A 16832-nucleotide genomic window follows, 5' to 3' on the forward strand; every position below is an offset into this window, starting at 1 on the left:
AATCTAACCCTTAGAAATTATGAGGGGCAATCTTGACCTAGATTAATCGTTCAGGCAAGTCTGCTGCGGGAATGACCGCAAATAGCGGCATCTATTAACCTAAAATTATCTCTAGCACGAGTTTGCTGCCAAAATATGCAAGCATTAATGCGGCAAACCCACCTAGCGCCCACCGAATTGCGGCCGCGCCGCGCCAGCCAAAGCGGAAGCGACCCCAAAGTAATATGGCGTAAATAATCCACGATACAATAGAGAACACCGTTTTGTGCGCTAAGTGTTGTGCGAGAATGTTTTCGATAAAAATCACGCCTGACAATATTGCAAGCGTAAGCAGTATTTCACCCGCCCACAAAAGCTCAAACATAAGGCCTTCCATGGTTTGTAATGGTGGCAGCAGCCCCATTACACCGCGCGGATGCTTTTGCTTGAGCATGCGGTTTTGGTATGCCAGCAAAATGGCTTGCAAAGTGGCTATTGTAAGCAGGCTATAGCTAAGAATAGAAAGCAGAATGTGGGCAAAAATGCCGGGTGACAGTGTTATTACTGCGCTGGGGTCTGTGTTTGCTAGGGTCGCGCAGCCCAAAGCGATTAGGGTGAGTGGTAGCAGCAGTAAAAACAGGCTCCACATGGGTTTGCGTAAACTGCTTAGCAGTACAACAATAGAGATTACCCAAAATATTAACGAAGCAACTTTAAAAAAGCCGAGGTCGAACCCAGTTTCTGTACGAATAGTGAAATAGGCCCCCACGCCGTGGAATAAAATGCCCAAGCATATAAGCACAGTAATGTAAGGGGAGCGGAGGTTGGTGCGTCGGGCAGCCAGTAAAGTGAGGCCGCCAAAGGCGCCTATGTAACACAATGCGGCTATAGCGTTAAACATGTTGAGCGTCTACTTTTCCTAAGTGATTGCCTGCTAAATAAGGCGTGCTTCGTGTTTAGCGCCAAGGTTAGAGTGCTGAACTGTGAATGGCAAGCCAATTTATTCGCCTATTCGCCTCGCTGGACGTCGTAAATAGTCGTTTTTCCGGTCGCTTGCCTTTATACTGCTGCCCCTAAATTTATCCTGCGCGTGCGGATAGGCCGTCAATTCTTACCGTCAAAGTAGTTCTCTTGGCAGTAAAAGTTTGCTGGCGACCCAAAGAAAGCGAGTGTTTATCGGGTTTTCTGGGCGTTATTGCCGCCGCTTTCGCACTAAAGTCACCATTAACGGTTTAAAGTTTTTCACTATGTTTGAAAATTTATCTGATCGTTTATCGCGCTCCTTTAAAAAAATTACGGGCAAGGCGCGACTTAATCACGACAATATTAAAGACGCGTTGAGCGATGTGCGCAAAGCGCTGCTTGAGGCCGATGTGGCATTGCCCGTAGTGAAAGAGTTCACCGGCCAAGTGCGCAAGCGCGCTCAGGGTCAGGAGGTGTCGCGTGCACTTAACCCTGGGCAGCAGTTTCTAAAAATTGTAGAAAGTGAGCTTACCCAAATTATGGGTGAGGCGAACGAAAAGCTAAATTTAGCGGCTCAGCCACCGGCAGTAGTGTTGATGGCTGGTTTGCAGGGTGCGGGTAAAACAACCTCCGTTGCTAAGCTTGCGCGCTTTTTGCGTGAGCGAGAAAAGAAAAAAGTAATGGTGGTGAGTGCGGATGTTTACCGCCCAGCAGCTATTAAGCAGCTAGAAACCCTTGCTACAGAAGTTGAAGCCGAGTTTTTCCCTTCCGATGCAGGGCAAAACCCTGTCGATATTGCCAAAAATGCGTTGGCACAAGCTAAAAAGCTGCATGTAGATGTATTGTTAGTGGATACCGCTGGCCGTTTGCACGTAGATGAGGCGTTGATGGAAGAGATTCAGGCCATTCATGCGGCGGTGAATCCAATTGAAACGCTGTTCGTTATTGATGCCATGATCGGTCAGGATGCGGTGAACACCGCTAAGGCGTTTAATGATGCCTTACCACTCACGGGTGTAATCTTAACCAAAACCGATGGTGATGCACGCGGTGGTGCTGCGTTATCGGTGCGCCATGTAACAGGTAAGCCTATTAAGTTTTTGGGTGTGGGTGAAAAAACCGAGGCTTTAGAGCCGTTCCACCCCGACCGTCTAGCTTCCCGCATCCTTGGGATGGGCGACATTATGTCGCTTATCGAAGAGGCGGAGCAAAAAATAGATAAGGTTAAGGCCGAAAAGTTAGTCCAAAAAGTCCAGAAGGGTAAGTCGTTTGACTTGGAAGATCTGCGCGATCAGCTTCAGCAAATGCAGAATATGGGCGGCATGGCCTCTATGTTAGATAAGTTGCCCGGTATGGGCGGCATGGCCAAAATGGCCGAAAGTAATGGAATGACAAGTCAGTTCAAGCAGATGCAGGCAATTATCGATTCGATGACACCTGCTGAGCGAAAAAATCCCGATGTGCTTAACGGTTCGCGCAAGCGCCGTATCACTATGGGGTCTGGCACACAAATTCAAGATCTGAATCGTTTGCTCAAACAGCACAAGCAGATGAGCAAAATGATGAAGAAAATGAAGGGCGGCGGCATGCAAAAAATGATGCGCGGCATGGGTGGTATGCTTCCAGGTGGCGGCTCTGGAGGTGTACCTCCAATGGGCGGCGGCGGTGGTTTGCCTCCTGGTTTTGGTTCTTAATTGAGCCAAATCTAATTAATGATTTAAAAATAACCTATACATACGAATTTCTTTCCATTAAAATACGCCGCCTTTCGCAGGCGTCTCGTTTATTGGCCGCTTAGTGGCGGAGAATTCGCCTGAATACAGTTTAAAAAATAGGATAAGACTTACATGGTAAGCATTCGATTGTCTCGTGGTGGCTCTAAAAAGCGCCCATTTTATCATTTGACCGTAACTGACAGCCGTAAATCACGTGACGGCCGTTTCATTGAGCGTGTTGGTTTCTTCAACCCAGTAGCACGTGGTCAAGAAGAGCGTCTACGTGTTGAGAGCGAGCGTTTGAACTACTGGTTGAGCCAAGGCGCACAGTGTTCAGAGCGTGTAGCTAAGTTAATCAAAGATGCAGCTGCTGCGGCTTAATTGCCGCAGTTAGTGTTTACACCAGTGGAAGCCAAAAAATCTAACTTGATTACTGTTGGTAGAATTACTGGTGTATTTGGTATTAAGGGGTGGGTAAAGCTTAAATCGTTTACCGATCCGCAAGATAATGTACTTGAGTATTCGCCTTTGTTGTTAAAAACAAAGCACGGCGTGAAAGAGTGCGAAATTGCAGAATACCAATTTAGGCCGCAAGGCTTGGTTGTACGCCTTAAAGGCGTTGACGACCGCAATGCTGCTGAAGCATTAGCTCCAGTTGATGTCGCTATAGATAAAAGCCTGTTGCCAGAACTCGATGACGACGACTTTTATTGGCACCAGCTAGAGGGGTTACGTGTTGTAACTATCTATGAAGGGAATACTCAAGATTTGGGTGTTGTCTCCAAGGTAATGGCAACAGGGGCGAACGACGTGCTCGAAGTTAAACCCGATGCTCAGAGTATTGATGACAGGGATAGGCTAGTGCCTTATGTGCTAGACCTGTATGTCAAAAAGGTAGACCTTTCCGCCGAGTGTATTACGGTGGACTGGGACCCAGAATTTTAATTTGTACGCTATGGCGTGCATTTATTGCGTCCCTTGCGTTAACTGCGACAGGGTGGCGAAAAAGCTAGGTGGTGTTAATGAGCTCTTCCTCAGGTAGTGCTGTCAACATTGCTATAGTGACTTTATTTCCAGAAATGTTCGCCGCAATTACTGAAAGTGGCATTTCTAGAAGAGCAGTAGAGCAGGGGTTGGTAAAACTAAGTTTTTTCAACCCGCGCACGTACACTACCGATAAACATCAAACGGTAGATGACCGCCCCTATGGTGGTGGGCCAGGAATGGTTATGCGTGTGGAGCCGTTGGCCAAAGCGTTGTTAGCTGCTAAGCAGTGGCACAGCGAGCAAAGGGCTGAGCAGGCTTTGCCTAATACTGCAAAAGAAACCGTTATTTATATGTCCCCGCAAGGGGCGCAGTTAAATAATCAGGCGGTCGATACAATGGCTGCTAGCGGCGATTTTACTATTATCGCCGGGCGTTACGAAGGTGTTGATCAGCGGTTTATTGATGCTTTCGTGGATCAGGAATGGTCCATAGGTGATTACGTTTTGAGTGGTGGTGAGCTGCCTGCCATGGTGCTTATAGATGCGTTAATTCGCAAGCTACCAGGGGCACTGGGCGATGCGCAATCCGCAGAGCAAGACTCATTCGAAAATGGCCTGCTTGATTGCCCACACTATACTCGGCCGGAAGAACTGGCAGATGCGTGGCAAACGAGTGTTGATGATCGACGCGTACCCGCAGTACTGCTTTCCGGTGATCACAAAAAAATTGAATTGTGGCGACTTAAGCAATCTTTAGGTCGTACATGGGAGCGGCGACCCGATCTACTTAATAAGTTGGATCTGGATCAATCCCAGCGGAATCTGCTGACTGAATACCAGCAGCAAAAATTGAGCTGCAGCAGCAGTGATGACTAAATTTTGATATATCTAGCCGAGAGGCTACACATTGCTAATTAGGAGCAAGCCATGAGTTCTAAGAACAAGATCATACAAGAGCTGGAAGCTGAGCAGCTCAAGCAGGACGTTCCTGAGTTCAGCCCTGGTGATACCGTGGTTGTACAGGTTAAAGTAAAAGAAGGTAACCGCGAGCGTTTACAGGCCTTTGAGGGTGTTGTTATTGCACGTCGTAACCGTGGCTTAGACTCCGCTTTTACCGTTCGTAAAATTTCACACGGCATTGGTGTTGAGCGTACTTTCCAAACTCACAGCAAGCAAGTTGACAGCGTTGCTGTTAAGCGTCGCGGTGATGTTCGTCAAGCTAAGTTGTACTACTTGCGTGAACTTACTGGTCGTGCTGCTCGTATTAAAGAAAAATTGGGTTAAGTTTTTCTTTCTAAAAAAAGCGACCTATTGGTCGCTTTTTTTTCGCCTCTATTTTACCTAGAGTTTTTTACTTCTTCTTAAGTAGTTCTTCGGCTTTGTTTTTGGCTTCGGTCATTTTTGCTTTGCTTGCATCGCTTATTTCTGCTGCCTTATCTTTGGCGTCTTCGGCCATGTCTTCGGCTTTATCCATCGCTTTTTCGGTGGCTTCACCTGCGTTTTCCATAGCTTCTTCAGCTACTTCTTTAGCTTTGTTAAGTTTCTCGCCTGCGGCCTCGCCCATATCTTCTAATTTCTCGCCGGCATTTTCAGCTGCCGTTGCCGCTTTTTCAGATAAGGTCGGTTTGGGGGCTTCTTTTTCGCATGCAGTAATGAAAGTGGCGATAAGCGTTAGGCTTAGGATGGTTAATATGCGCATTTTCTTCCCTTTGAATTTGTTTGTTGTTGATATCGCAACCCTGCAAGAGCTGGGTGTGTGCAATAGATTACCTTAGTGGATGCGATATTTGTGTTAAATGGTTGTAAAAAGTAAATGCAGGTGAAAAGCTGAGCTTTGGATCACGGCACGCAGAGTGGCAGATTTAGGGAACCATGATAGACTTGTGGCGTCAAAAATAAGACATATCGCCCAATAGGGCCAAAATTCATCTTAAACGTTTCTTTGTCGCTTTAAATAATAAAAAAGTAAAGCAGAAAGGCATTGAGGAAACAGAGGCACGATAATGAAAACATTACTGGCAACCGCGCTATTAACATGCGCGACAATCGGTGGCTCGTTGGCAGCGACTAGCGCTTTGGCTGAAAAGCCAAAAGCAGCGGCAGAGAAAAATGAGGTTTCAGCCAAGCAGGATATCGACTTAGCTCGCAAAAATATTACTTCGGCACTTGCTGCGGCACGTCCAGACTTGGTAGTAACAGATGTAGTTAAAACCCCAGTGGAGGGTATTTACAAAACCACAATATCTAACGGCCCAGCTGTGTATTCTACTGCAGATGGTCAGTTTTTTATGGCAGGGGAGCTTTTTCGCGTACAGCCAGGCGGCATTGTTAATTTAACCGAGCAAGAGATGAACGGTGAGCGCGCTAAGTTACTGGCGGGCATGGATGTAAAAGATATGATCGTATTTTCACCGAAAGGTGATGTAAAAGGTGTGGTGTCGGTATTTACCGATGTAGACTGTGGCTATTGCCAAAAGCTACACCAAGAAGTGCCACAGCTTAACGCAATGGGTATTGAGGTGCGCTATATGGCGTTTCCACGTATGGGTATCGGTTCTGGTGCCTATAACAAGATTGTTTCGGCATGGTGTGCTGCAGATAAGCAGGATGCACTAACCAAGCTTAAAGCCCGCCAAAGCATTCCAGAAAACTTGTGTAAAACGAATCCTGTGAATGAGCAGTATGCTACTGGGCAGCAAATGGGTATATCTGGCACCCCTGCAATTGTGCTGGGTAACGGTGAGCTTATACCCGGTTATGTACCCGCAGACAGATTGGCAGCGCGTTTAGGGCTGTAAACCACCATTTAACTAAGTTTTAGGCCCTATTTTTGTATTTATTATAGGGCCTACTCTCTCCTTTCGTTGACAGTATCATTCCCCATCATTAAGGTTGCCTACTTTATTCTGAAAATCCCCAATTAGAGGGTATAATGCGCCGCGCGTTGGGGCTTGCTCTGTCGAGTTACCTATTGGCCTGCTAGATGGCTGATTGTTGGCGCTTTGTTTACCCATTAGAGGAACGTAGCTTGAAACCTGTGAATATTGGCCTGTGTGGTCTTGGCACTGTTGGCGGCGGTACACTTACTGTACTTAAGCGCAATTTGCTCGATATTAATGCCCATGCGGGTAAAAGTGTGGTGCTAACCCATATTGGTGCCCGCCGTGATAACCCTGCATTCGACCTTAGCGGTATTAAAGTAAGTCGCGATGTGTTCGCAGTGGCTGACGATCCAGAAGTTGATATTTTGGTTGAGCTAATTGGTGGAACCTCCGTCGCCAAAGAGTTGGTTTTGCGTGCAGTGCGCAGTGGCAAGCACGTGGTGACTGCAAACAAGGCGCTTATTGCCGAGTTTGGTAACGAGCTATTTGCTGAGGCCGCCAAACACAACGTAGTAATAGCCTATGAAGCGGCGGTTGCGGGCGGTATTCCTATCATTCGCGCCATGCGCGAAGGTTTAGCAGCCAATAAAATTGAATGGTTGGCTGGTATTATTAACGGTACCGGTAACTTTATTCTTACCGAAATGCGCGATAAAGGTCGTGCATTCGAAGATGTATTAAAAGAAGCGCAAGAGCTAGGTTACGCCGAGGCTGACCCTACGTTCGACGTAGAGGGCATTGATGCCGCGCACAAGCTTGTTATTCTTGCGTCTATTGCGTTTGGTATGCCTTTGCAGTTCGACAAGGTATTTACCGAGGGCATTAGTACAATTTCTACCGAAGATGTGGCGTACGCCGGTGAGCTTGGCTACCAAGTGAAGCACTTAGGTATAACACGCAAGCGCCCCAATCAGGGTATTGAATTGCGCGTGCACCCCACGCTAATTCCTAACTCACGTCTAATTGCCAACGTAGATGGTGTTATGAATGCGGTGTTAGTTAAGGGTGATGCTGTAGGCCCTACCTTGTACTACGGGCCTGGTGCTGGCGCCGAGCCAACTGCGTCTGCGGTTGTCTCTGATATTGTTGATGTAAGCCGATTAGTGGGTGCCGAATCTGGCTCAAGTGTACCGCACTTAGGGTTTGCGCTAGATAAACTAGTCGATTACCCAATCCTGCCAATTGAAGAAGTTGAGACCGCTTACTATATTCGTATTTCAGCGTTAGATCGCCCTGGTGTGCTCTCTAAAATCACCCAGATATTGAGCGATGCTGGCATTAGTATTGAAGCGTTAATACAAAAAGAGCCGAAAGAAGGGCAAGATCATGTGCCGGTTATATTGCTAACTAACCGCGCCATAGAAAAACAAATTATTGCAGCCATTAAGAAGATTGAAGCGTTAGATTCTATAAATGGCAAAGTTGTGCGTATTCGTGTTGAGTCGCTTAAATAAGCGACTGCCGAATAGCTAACCGTAACAGATAAACCAGTGAGAATACTGTGAAATATATAAGTACCCGAGGGGATGCCCCAGCTCTAAGTTTTGAAGACGTTGTGTTAACCGGCTTGGCTAACGATGGCGGTTTATACTTGCCTGAAACGCTACCTAAATTTAGTGCCGAAGAAATTGCCAGTTGGCGCGGTTTGGATTATCGCGAGTTGGCTTTCAAAATTATTTCCCCGTTTGTTGATGGCGAAATACCGGATGCCGATTTAAAAAAGCTAATCGAAAGTGCTTACTCTAAGTTTCGTCACGATGCGATTGCACCACTAGTACAAACTGGCCATAACGAATTTATTTTAGAGTTGTTCCAAGGGCCGACGTTAGCGTTTAAAGATTTCGCGTTGCAGTTTTTAGGGCACTTGTTTGATTACGTGCTTAAAAAGCGCAATCAAAAAGTTGTGGTTATGGGGGCAACCTCTGGCGACACCGGTTCGGCTGCTATTGAAGGGTGTCGTGATTGCGAAAATATCGACATCTTTATTTTGCACCCAAACAAGCGCGTGTCCGATGTACAGCGTCGTCAGATGACTACAGTGCTTACCGATAATGTGCACAACATTGCATTAGAAGGTAATTTTGACGATTGCCAAAATATGGTTAAAGCGAGCTTTGCCGATCAATCGTTTTTACCTGATGGCCGCCAGCTTGTAGCGGTAAACTCTATTAACTGGGCGCGTATTATGGCTCAGATTGTTTACTATTTTTACGCCGGTTTGGCGTTGGGCTCGCCAGCTCGCCCTGTGTCCTTCTCTGTGCCAACGGGTAACTTCGGTGATATTTTTGCAGGCTATTTAGCTAAGCAAATGGGCTTACCTATCGATCAGCTGATTATTGCAACTAACAGTAATGATATTTTGCATCGCTGTATTAGCAATAACGACCACAGCAAACAGCCTTTGGTACATTCAATTTCGCCAAGTATGGATATTATGGTATCCAGCAACTTCGAACGTATGCTGTTTGATTTGTACGACCGCGACGGTGCGGCGATTAAACAATTGATGGAAGACTTTAAGTCTGGTGAAATGTCTTTGGCTGAAGGCCCATTAAGTAAGGCGCGAGAATTGTTCAGCAGCTATCGTTTAGACGATAAAGAAACAGTTGATGTCATTCGCGAAGTATTTGAAAACACTGAATACTTGTTAGACCCTCACACTGCAATTGGTGTGCAGGCCGCGCGTAAACAGCGCAAGTCTAAAGATGTGCCCATGGTATGTCTTGCAACTGCTCACCCAGCTAAGTTCCCTGAAGCCGTGCGTCAAGCGGGCCAAGCGGCTGACCCTGCGTTGCCATTGCATATGCGTGATTTATTTGATCGTGAAGAGCGCTACACAGTTTTAGAGAACGATTTAGCAAAAGTGCACGCGCATATGGCGGCAAATATAAACGCTTAAAGTTAAATGCTTTAGATTTAAAACGCTCCTATCGGGGCGTTTTTTTTGCCTATGGGAAAGTAGTATTAGTTAATTGGAGGGAGTTTGATGGTGCGAAGCAGTTTAATCGCAAGCCTGTTGTTGTTTAGTTGCGCTATTGCGGCGAATAATCAACTGCCAACCAGCGCGCGTTCCATTGCGGCCATAAACAAAGTAGAGCCGGCATTAATAAAGGCTTTAAGCGAAAAGGGCCTGCGCTACGGTGCCCCCATTTTTATACGTATTTTTAAGCAATCTGCTACTTTAGAGGTGTGGCTGCAGGCTGAAAGCGGGCGTTTTGAGTTGTTTAAAGCTTACGATATTTGCGCGCAATCTGGCCGTTTGGGGCCCAAGTTGCGCAGCGGAGACCGCCAAGCGCCCGAAGGTTTTTATTTTGTTAATGCGCAGCGTTTTAACCCCTGGAGTAAGTTTCACCTGAGCTTTAATTTGGGTTACCCCAATGCCTACGATCGCGCACACGGTCGCACGGGCAGTGCTTTAATGGTACATGGCGATTGTGTATCTATAGGCTGTTATGCCATGACAGACAGTGGAATAGAAGAAATTTACGCGCTAGCGCAAAAATCACTGGAAGACGGGCAGCCATTTTTTCGAGTACATATATTTCCTTTTCGCTTGAGCGATGAGGCACTGGAAAGAGTAAAAAATAATCGGTGGTATACCTTTTGGCTTAATTTGAAGCAGGGGTTTGATTACTTTGAGCAAACTAAAATGCCACCCAATGTAAATGTTCAAAATAAGCGCTACGTTTTTTCTGCACCTTGAATAGACTATGTTGTTGAGTCTTATTGGTGCGCAAGGTGCTCCTTTTTATAGCAATATCTAAAGTTGTTTTTAGTTCGGTTTAAAGGCGAAGTAGCTAAACTGCTTGCTTGTGGGGCAATTCTATTTACACAAGGTATTATTGTTGTGGGCTTGAGCACGAAAACTCTCAAATGGAATGTTATTTGCTCATATTGCTATGAATATTAGGTAAACGCCGTCTTTTAATAGAGCGGTATAGCTAAAGAAAGGATCGCTATGGGGGCTTCTATAGGCTTTGTTGGTATTGTTGCGCTTGCAGTTATAGCAGGCTCAATTTATGCCCTCTTACACTTACTGCATACTCAGCGTCGCAGGGCAGAAGTGCGCGGCGTTCAGTGGGTGCAAGCACTGCGTATGTTGTTAATGCATGTGCAGCGGCACCGCGGATTGGTGTCTATGTATCACAATGGCGAATTAAGCGTAATGGAAGAAATAGTGTCATTGCGTGAAACCATTGCGCGCGATCTAGGCAAAATTAGTTTTGTGGGCGAGTGGATAAACGAAAATCAAGATTGGCAGGGGCTAACCCAGCACTGGGCGCGACTTAGTGTGGGTTGCCTATCTATGACGAGTGAAAAAAGCTTTGATCAGCACTGCCGTATTATTGTTAGTGTTTTGGCTATATTAGAGGATGTAGCTAACTACCATTACCTAAACCGCTCCAACTTTAATGAAGTTAAAGTGCTGTGGCATGAGTTGCTACTAATTGGTGAGTTGGTAGGCCAATCCCGTGCACTCGGCGTGCGAATATTGGGGTATCGCAGTGGTGATGCTCAGCTAAGCGAGCATAAAAAACGTATTCAAGCTGGTTTATGCGAAATAGAAGGTTTACTTGGCAAAGCGTCTACACGCAAAAAGTTATCTACAAGCGATATGGCAGCATTGGTGGAGTTTATTGCTTTTGTGCGCATTCAATTAATCGACAATATTGGCCCTGTGTCTGCTAATGAGTATTTTACTAAAGCGACAGACACCATAGATTTAATTTACGAACGCTTCGATATAGAAATGCAATTGCTCTGCCGCCAGCTCGGTATAGATAAATAATCGTTACTCCCCTATAGTCGCCCTGTAATTAATTAGCAGGATTTTCTTCTTTGAATACTAAAGTTATCTCGCGTCGTTCACTTCCCGATTCGCAAGTATTAAATAGTTCGTTGGCAACAGTCGAAGATCTTATCAAGCAGCTATATGCCGCACGAGGTTATAGCAGTGATAAGCCAACTCAGTACGCTCTAAGCGAAATGCTGCCGCCTACAAATATGCGCGGTATTGCAGAAGGCGCAAATATTATTGAAGCAGCGCTGCGCACAGGTGAACGCATAGTGATTCTTGGCGATTTCGATGCGGATGGGGCAACCAGTACAGCATTGGCTGTGCGATGTTTGCGGGCGATGGGGGCACAGCATGTGGATTACTTGGTGCCTAATCGCTTTGAATTCGGCTACGGCTTAACGCCAGAAATTGTTGCGGTTGCTGCGAAGCTAAACCCCAATTTAATTATTACGGTCGATAACGGTATTGCCAGCGTAGAAGGCGTTAATGCTGCTAATGCATTAGGTATTAAGGTGCTGGTTACCGATCATCACTTGCCGCCAGAGCAACTGCCAGACGCCGCCGCTATTGTTAACCCCAATCAAAAAGGCTGTGAATTTGGCAGTAAAAATTTGGCGGGCGTGGGCGTGATTTTCTATTTACTGTGCGCCTTGCGTTCGCAGTTACGCGCCAGTGGTTGGTTTGAGCAACGCGGTATAGAGCCGCCTAATATGGCGAGTTACTTAGATTTAGTGGCACTAGGTACAGTAGCCGACGTGGTGCCCCTCGATTTTAATAACCGCATTTTGGTGTCGCAGGGCATTGCGCGTATGCGCCAAGGGGTATGTATTGCCGGTATTCGCGCCTTGTTTCAAGTTGGGGGGCGCAATATAGAGCGAGTGCAGTCCACCGACTTAGGCTTTGTTGTTGGCCCAAGGCTAAACGCTGCAGGTCGATTAGACGATATGTCGCTGGGTATTAAAATGCTGCTTACCGATAACTACACAGAGGCGTTGCATTTGGCGGGTGAGCTGGACTCTTTAAACCGCGAGCGCCGCCAAATAGAGGCTTCTATGCAGCATGAAGCGTTTAAGCTGCTTGATGAATTGGCGCTAGATGGCGAGCAAACACCTATGGGGGTAAGCCTTTATCAAGCTGACTGGCACCAAGGCGTTATTGGCATTTTAGCCTCGCGTATTAAAGATAAGCTGCATCGACCTACAATTGCCTTTGCCGATGCCACGGACACAGAAATAAAAGGGTCTGGCCGCTCGGTAGAGGGGGTGCACTTGCGAGATATTTTGGATCAAGTGGCAACTGAAAACCCAGGCTTATTATCTAAGTTTGGTGGTCATGCAATGGCGGCTGGGCTGTCTTTGCCCAAAGAGTCATTCACCGCATTTGCCGAGGCGTTCGACCGCTGTGTGAGCGCTCATTTGGGGGGCGAGGCGTTAACGGCCAAGGTTATTACTGACGGCGAATTGCCGGCCCATTTGATGGATTTGGCCACCGCCGAAGCAATAGCCCATGCAGGGCCTTGGGGGCAGAATTTTCCCGAGCCATTATTCTATGGCGAGTTTTTGCTGGTTCAGCAGCGTATTGTGGGTGAAAAGCACTTAAAAATGGTGGTAACCCCCAGTGAGTACTCTGGGTTAGCCATAGATGCCATTGCTTTTAATGTTGATGTAGCAAGTTGGCCAAATAATAGTGTGGAGCGTGTGCGTTTAGCTTATGTGCTTGATGTGAATGAGTTTCGCGGCAATAAATCGTTGCAACTGCGCGTTGCTCATTTAGAGGCTCTCATTTAGAGGCTCTCATTTAGAGGCTTTGTTGAGAGTTATTTTAGCTTGTCGACTTTGTGTTAAGCCGATTGCGCCCAAGCCACACCCGCGCGGCGGCGTTCGATATAAATGTATTCTATTTTGCCGGTAGCAGGGTGTATTGCGTGGCGCAGGTGGTGGTGATCCTGCGTGGAGCCCATGTATTCCCACGCGGTGTTATGGCTGCGGCATATGGGGTCGCCGTTGTTTAACGGGTGTAATGCCAAATGTTCCCACATTTCTTGCCATTCAGGATGATCTGCTTCGAGGAATTCCATCGCGACGCTCTGTTGTTGGGGGCATTTTGGCCCTAGTTTTCAGTTATTAGCTACCGGCTAAGCTAGTTTGCTGGCCAGTTGTTATGAAGTTATTGTAGTTTTGTAATGTGGTTTGTCAACAAGCTTCTTTAAGTTGTTGATATTGTTTAAAAAGTTGTGATCGCATTGTATGTGTTTTTGTGACGAAAGGCCAAAAAGCGTGCAGTTTGGCCCTAGCTCAGATTAATTCTTGAGTGCTAAAACGAAAAACGGCGCCACAAAGGCGCCGTTTTTAGAGAGGTGTTTGGCGGTTAGTCTTCCACTACCTCTGGGTTGGCTACAATCGAGTCGGTCACATTACCGTTTAAGGCAAAGAAGGTAACAATTTGCGCAATCATCTCGTTAAATGCGGCTCCACTCGTGAATGGGTCAATATCGGTATTGCCTGCAACAACTGGTGTGGAATGGCTGCCTTCCACTAAGCGCGTGACTAATACCGCTGGGTCTCCGTCATCGGTCGCATCTGCCGTTTTTACTGCACCAAGTTGTTTAACCAGTGGCTCTGTACCTGCAAATGGCGCAGGGAAGTTATCAATCACAAAGCCGTTGCTAAGCGTGGTTTGCAGTGGTCCATTTGCTTCGCCATGAATGGTGTCGGCACCGTTAGGTATAACGCCGTCGTTGGGGTGGCTTGCGGTTCCGTCGCCAACTATTTCGAATAGTAATACGCCGGTATCGGCATTTGCGTCTGCAAGGTTAGCAATTAGGCTTGATGGATCAATCGAGTCCAGAATCCCTTGGTACACATTCAGGTATGTTTCTAGCCCGCTGTTGCCGTAGCTGAGAGCGTCGCTGGCAGCGGCCAAGCCTTGGCTAATAGATGGCGAGAACTGGCGCGAGTTGGTGAGCAAACGAGGTATGCCGCCACCAGAGAACATTGCCGATGCGGCTTGCACCTTAGGTTGGTTGCTGAATGGGCTGTTTTGCACCACAGGGTCGTTGTTAATGACCACAAATGGCAAGCCATCAACGCCACCTAACGAGTGGCCTAAAAAGTACACTTTACTTGTGTCAAAGTCGTCCGCTAAGCCATTGCCGTCTACATCCATCGTGGCCAAAGAGGCGTTTAGGTTTAGTAGGTCGAGTGTCATTTGACGCAAGTTATCACGCACATTCACAAAGTGAGATAAATTCACAAACAGGCTACCCGAGCTGCCAACGCCTGCGTCGTAATCGAAAGGTGTTGGGCGCAAGCTTTCGTCAGCCGTGTAATTGAAATGACGTTCTGCAAGCGACACGGAAGGGGTGTTTGGGCTTAGTGTCGGCAAGTTTGCTTCTATCGATGCAGTTGGGTGCGAGTAGCTAGTCAACCCTGGTACAACGCTGCCAGTGGCGCCAACCCCGTGTAAAGGCTGGTCAATAGCGATAGTGGCAAAACAAGGGGCGCCGCTGGGGCCGGTAAGCGTAGAGTTTACACACGCAAATGACATGGCGTTGGCCATAGGCAGCGAGATACTGCGGTCGGTTGTTATACCGTGTACGTAAATCACAACAGGCCAGCCTGCTGCTGGGCGGGTTATACCGAATGCAGAGAGTGTTAGCTCATCGGGCATAGTAACGAGCATTGGCACTGTTACATCTGTGGTTTTAGCTGGGAATGGGTAGCGGTAGGTCACCATCTCTGATGGAGGAGTGGTTCCGCCGGGGTTGCCTTTGGCTGCATCGATAACGGCACCGATTGTTTGGTTTGCCACCCAGCTGCCGTCGAGCAGTGGTGAACCGTCGCCTTCAGCAGGAATTTGCGAGTAGTAAGGCAGGGTTATTTCACCTTGATACACCTTGGCGGGGGCAATTAAACCTGGGTTAATATCGCTGGCGTTATCTACACGAAAAAAGTTAGTGGCGCGTGGGCTTGGTATTGGGAAAAGTGCTGCGGGGGGCGCTTCTACGCCTGCTGCCATCGCTTGTACGGTACCTGCTGCCTCGGCAGCTATTGATACGTAAGGGGTTTGGTCTCCTGCCTCGGCGGCGCCTGAGTCATGCACGCTTATGGCGGCTTCCGCTGCTGCTCGCTGCATAATATGCGCGGCGGTTGCATCACTACTTAAGCTTGCGTAAGTTGCGCCCGCATTTATTGCTGTTGCAATAGTACTGTTGTACAGCGGGTTAGGAGAGGTATCTGGCAGCTGCGGTGAAGTTAGTAAAAAGTTAATAGTCGAGTTGATTGCGCCATCTGTAGTGGTTGTTACCCCGCTGTTGTCACCGACTAAATTGTATGTGCCACCAACCAACTTCTCGATTGCGTCTTGCTTGTAGCTGGTCCGTAAACTCTTTTCAAAAAAGAACTCTGGCGCAGCAATACTTTTTAGCGGTGTATCGGTTGCAGTGGTTGTAAAAGTAAGTGAGAACAGAATGTCTTCGGCTGTTGGGGTATCTACGCTTAAGCCAGCAGCTTGGTAAACGGCAGATTTAAAACTGAAATAGCCGCTAGCCAATCGCTCCCAGCCTTGAATGGCAGGGCGCAGCGCGGCGAGTGCTGAAAGCACATTCGATTCAGGGTCGCGCAGTGTATCGTATGCAATTGAAGGGTATACCTTATTGCCTTTCATGTCGTAAATGGAGCCAGCCACTGCCACTAGGTATTTTGTTTCGGGTAGCAAGGGTTTTAATGGCGTAACACGCAGTGCGTTATTGGTGCCGCCATCTAGGCTTATTAGGTCTACGCGTACGCTTGGTTCTGCCAGCTCTAACAGCGCTGATACATTGCCGGTTGCGGCGGCGCTTTGATATGCGGCGGCTTCGGTAAATGTGGGAATCTCAATATTGTCGGGAATGTCGTCGCCATTTATATCTATGGCTGCTTGGCTTAGGGCGTCGCCACTTGGGTAGGTGAGTGGCAACAAAAATACATTCTGAAGCGGGTTGGGTATTACCTGCTCGCCTTGCGCAATAAAGCTTCTACCATCAAACACCTGGTTGGGGTCGAGGCTATCGGTAAACATAATATCGATAGGCGCAAGCACCGAGTTACCGTCAAGTGCATCAATGCCCGTAATAACGGGGTTGGATGGGTCTGTGCCGGCATTCATTGTGCCGTCGCCAGCTGTTTCGCTGGAAAACTGTAAATCGCTAGGTACTGGCAGCTCTTTGGTTGCGGGGCTAAAAAGCACGTAGGTCCGCTCAAATGGAAGGGGTTCGTTGGAAGCGCCATTTTTGTTGTCGTCTCCAGAGCAGCCTATTAGCGATGAGGCTAAAATAGCGGCGAGTGGGAGTAGTGCAAACTTCTTCTTCATTTGAGGTCCCTCAGGGTTAATTATTGTGCGGGCATATCTATTTGATACTAGTGTATAGAGCGCTCTATTGCAGTATAGCTAAGATGAAAAAGCGCAATTTTGAGGTATCCATACACATTATTATTTGCACGTAATATAAACACGGTAACGTGGAAAGTCG

At 47.4% G+C, this 16832-nt stretch carries 15 protein-coding genes; 11 read left to right on the forward strand and 4 right to left on the reverse strand.

The annotated features are described in order from the left end of the window. Positions 1-94 precede the first annotated feature (94 nt). Positions 95-880, reverse strand: coding sequence for a cytochrome C assembly family protein (locus SDE_RS06315; RefSeq protein WP_011467683.1), 786 nt, complete (start codon positions 878-880; stop codon positions 95-97). A gap of 346 nt (positions 881-1226) precedes the next feature. Here SDE_RS06315 and ffh point away from each other — a divergent pair, with 346 nt between their 5' ends. The 5 genes from ffh (at position 1227) to rplS (ending at position 4927) form a co-directional block, all read left to right on the forward strand. Next, positions 1227-2636 carry a signal recognition particle protein gene (gene ffh / locus SDE_RS06320; RefSeq protein ID WP_041325391.1) on the forward strand — a complete coding sequence of 470 codons (1410 nt, stop codon included), beginning with the start codon at positions 1227-1229 and terminating at the stop codon, positions 2634-2636. Between the two features lie 153 nt (positions 2637-2789). After that, positions 2790-3038: a 30S ribosomal protein S16 gene (gene rpsP, locus SDE_RS06325; RefSeq protein WP_011467685.1), complete on the forward strand. Its 249-nt coding sequence runs from the start codon at positions 2790-2792 to the stop codon at positions 3036-3038. 24 nt (positions 3039-3062) lie between these two features. Beyond that, positions 3063-3602, forward strand: coding sequence for a ribosome maturation factor RimM (gene rimM, locus SDE_RS06330; protein WP_041325393.1), 540 nt, complete (start codon positions 3063-3065; stop codon positions 3600-3602). Positions 3603-3679: 77 nt separating this feature from the next. Further along, entirely contained in the window at positions 3680-4519 is an 840-nt protein-coding gene (trmD, locus tag SDE_RS06335) for a tRNA (guanosine(37)-N1)-methyltransferase TrmD (RefSeq protein ID WP_011467687.1), read from the forward strand. A gap of 51 nt (positions 4520-4570) precedes the next feature. Then, complete coding sequence (rplS, locus tag SDE_RS06340; protein WP_011467688.1) at positions 4571-4927, forward strand: 50S ribosomal protein L19; 357 nt, start codon at positions 4571-4573, stop codon at positions 4925-4927. Between the two features lie 67 nt (positions 4928-4994). On the opposite strand, the gene SDE_RS06345 is transcribed toward rplS, so the two are convergent. Next, on the reverse strand, positions 4995-5342 hold the full coding sequence (locus SDE_RS06345) for a hypothetical protein (RefSeq protein ID WP_011467689.1): 348 nt from the start codon (positions 5340-5342) through the stop codon (positions 4995-4997). 304 nt (positions 5343-5646) lie between these two features. Here SDE_RS06345 and SDE_RS06350 point away from each other — a divergent pair, with 304 nt between their 5' ends. The 6 genes from SDE_RS06350 to recJ all read left to right on the forward strand — a co-directional run bounded on the left by SDE_RS06350 (position 5647) and on the right by recJ (position 13110). Beyond that, positions 5647-6441 (forward strand): DsbC family protein, encoded by a 795-nt coding sequence (locus SDE_RS06350; protein ID WP_011467690.1) that lies wholly within the window; start codon positions 5647-5649, stop codon positions 6439-6441. 230 nt (positions 6442-6671) lie between these two features. Beyond that, positions 6672-7979, forward strand: coding sequence for a homoserine dehydrogenase (locus tag SDE_RS06355; RefSeq protein WP_041325397.1), 1308 nt, complete (start codon positions 6672-6674; stop codon positions 7977-7979). Between the two features lie 47 nt (positions 7980-8026). Then, positions 8027-9424, forward strand: a complete 1398-nt coding sequence (thrC, locus tag SDE_RS06360; protein WP_011467692.1) for a threonine synthase — start codon at positions 8027-8029, stop codon at positions 9422-9424. An 87-nt stretch (positions 9425-9511) separates the two neighbouring features. Beyond that, positions 9512-10228, forward strand: coding sequence for a L,D-transpeptidase family protein (locus SDE_RS06365; RefSeq protein ID WP_011467693.1), 717 nt, complete (start codon positions 9512-9514; stop codon positions 10226-10228). A 255-nt stretch (positions 10229-10483) separates the two neighbouring features. Continuing rightward, positions 10484-11314: a hypothetical protein gene (locus SDE_RS06370; RefSeq protein WP_011467694.1), complete on the forward strand. Its 831-nt coding sequence runs from the start codon at positions 10484-10486 to the stop codon at positions 11312-11314. A 50-nt stretch (positions 11315-11364) separates the two neighbouring features. Continuing rightward, positions 11365-13110, forward strand: a complete 1746-nt coding sequence (gene recJ, locus SDE_RS06375) for a single-stranded-DNA-specific exonuclease RecJ (RefSeq protein ID WP_011467695.1) — start codon at positions 11365-11367, stop codon at positions 13108-13110. A gap of 53 nt (positions 13111-13163) precedes the next feature. Here recJ and SDE_RS06380 read toward each other — a convergent pair whose 3' ends face one another. Continuing rightward, complete coding sequence (locus SDE_RS06380; RefSeq protein WP_011467696.1) at positions 13164-13400, reverse strand: hypothetical protein; 237 nt, start codon at positions 13398-13400, stop codon at positions 13164-13166. Between the two features lie 290 nt (positions 13401-13690). Continuing rightward, complete coding sequence (locus SDE_RS06385) at positions 13691-16672, reverse strand: MECDP-synthase (RefSeq protein ID WP_011467697.1); 2982 nt, start codon at positions 16670-16672, stop codon at positions 13691-13693. Positions 16673-16832 lie beyond the last annotated feature (160 nt).

The sequence above is a fragment of the Saccharophagus degradans 2-40 genome, assembly GCF_000013665.1.
GTDB classification, from domain to species: Bacteria; Pseudomonadota; Gammaproteobacteria; order Pseudomonadales; family Cellvibrionaceae; genus Saccharophagus; species Saccharophagus degradans.

Bases quoted from the DNA above. Each gene is read 5' to 3' on its own strand.
- SDE_RS06315 (WP_011467683.1), bottom strand. From the start codon at position 880: ATGTTTAACGCTATAGCCGCATTGTGTTACATAGGCGCCTTTGGCGGC.
- ffh (WP_041325391.1), top strand. From the start codon at position 1,227: ATGTTTGAAAATTTATCTGATCGTTTATCGCGCTCCTTTAAAAAAATT.
- rpsP (WP_011467685.1), top strand. From the start codon at position 2,790: ATGGTAAGCATTCGATTGTCTCGTGGTGGCTCTAAAAAGCGCCCATTT.
- trmD (WP_011467687.1), top strand. From the start codon at position 3,680: ATGAGCTCTTCCTCAGGTAGTGCTGTCAACATTGCTATAGTGACTTTA.
- rplS (WP_011467688.1), top strand. From the start codon at position 4,571: ATGAGTTCTAAGAACAAGATCATACAAGAGCTGGAAGCTGAGCAGCTC.
- SDE_RS06345 (WP_011467689.1), bottom strand. From the start codon at position 5,342: ATGCGCATATTAACCATCCTAAGCCTAACGCTTATCGCCACTTTCATT.
- SDE_RS06350 (WP_011467690.1), top strand. From the start codon at position 5,647: ATGAAAACATTACTGGCAACCGCGCTATTAACATGCGCGACAATCGGT.
- SDE_RS06365 (WP_011467693.1), top strand. From the start codon at position 9,512: ATGGTGCGAAGCAGTTTAATCGCAAGCCTGTTGTTGTTTAGTTGCGCT.
- SDE_RS06370 (WP_011467694.1), top strand. From the start codon at position 10,484: ATGGGGGCTTCTATAGGCTTTGTTGGTATTGTTGCGCTTGCAGTTATA.
- SDE_RS06380 (WP_011467696.1), bottom strand. From the start codon at position 13,400: ATGGAATTCCTCGAAGCAGATCATCCTGAATGGCAAGAAATGTGGGAA.
- SDE_RS06385 (WP_011467697.1), bottom strand. From the start codon at position 16,672: ATGAAGAAGAAGTTTGCACTACTCCCACTCGCCGCTATTTTAGCCTCA.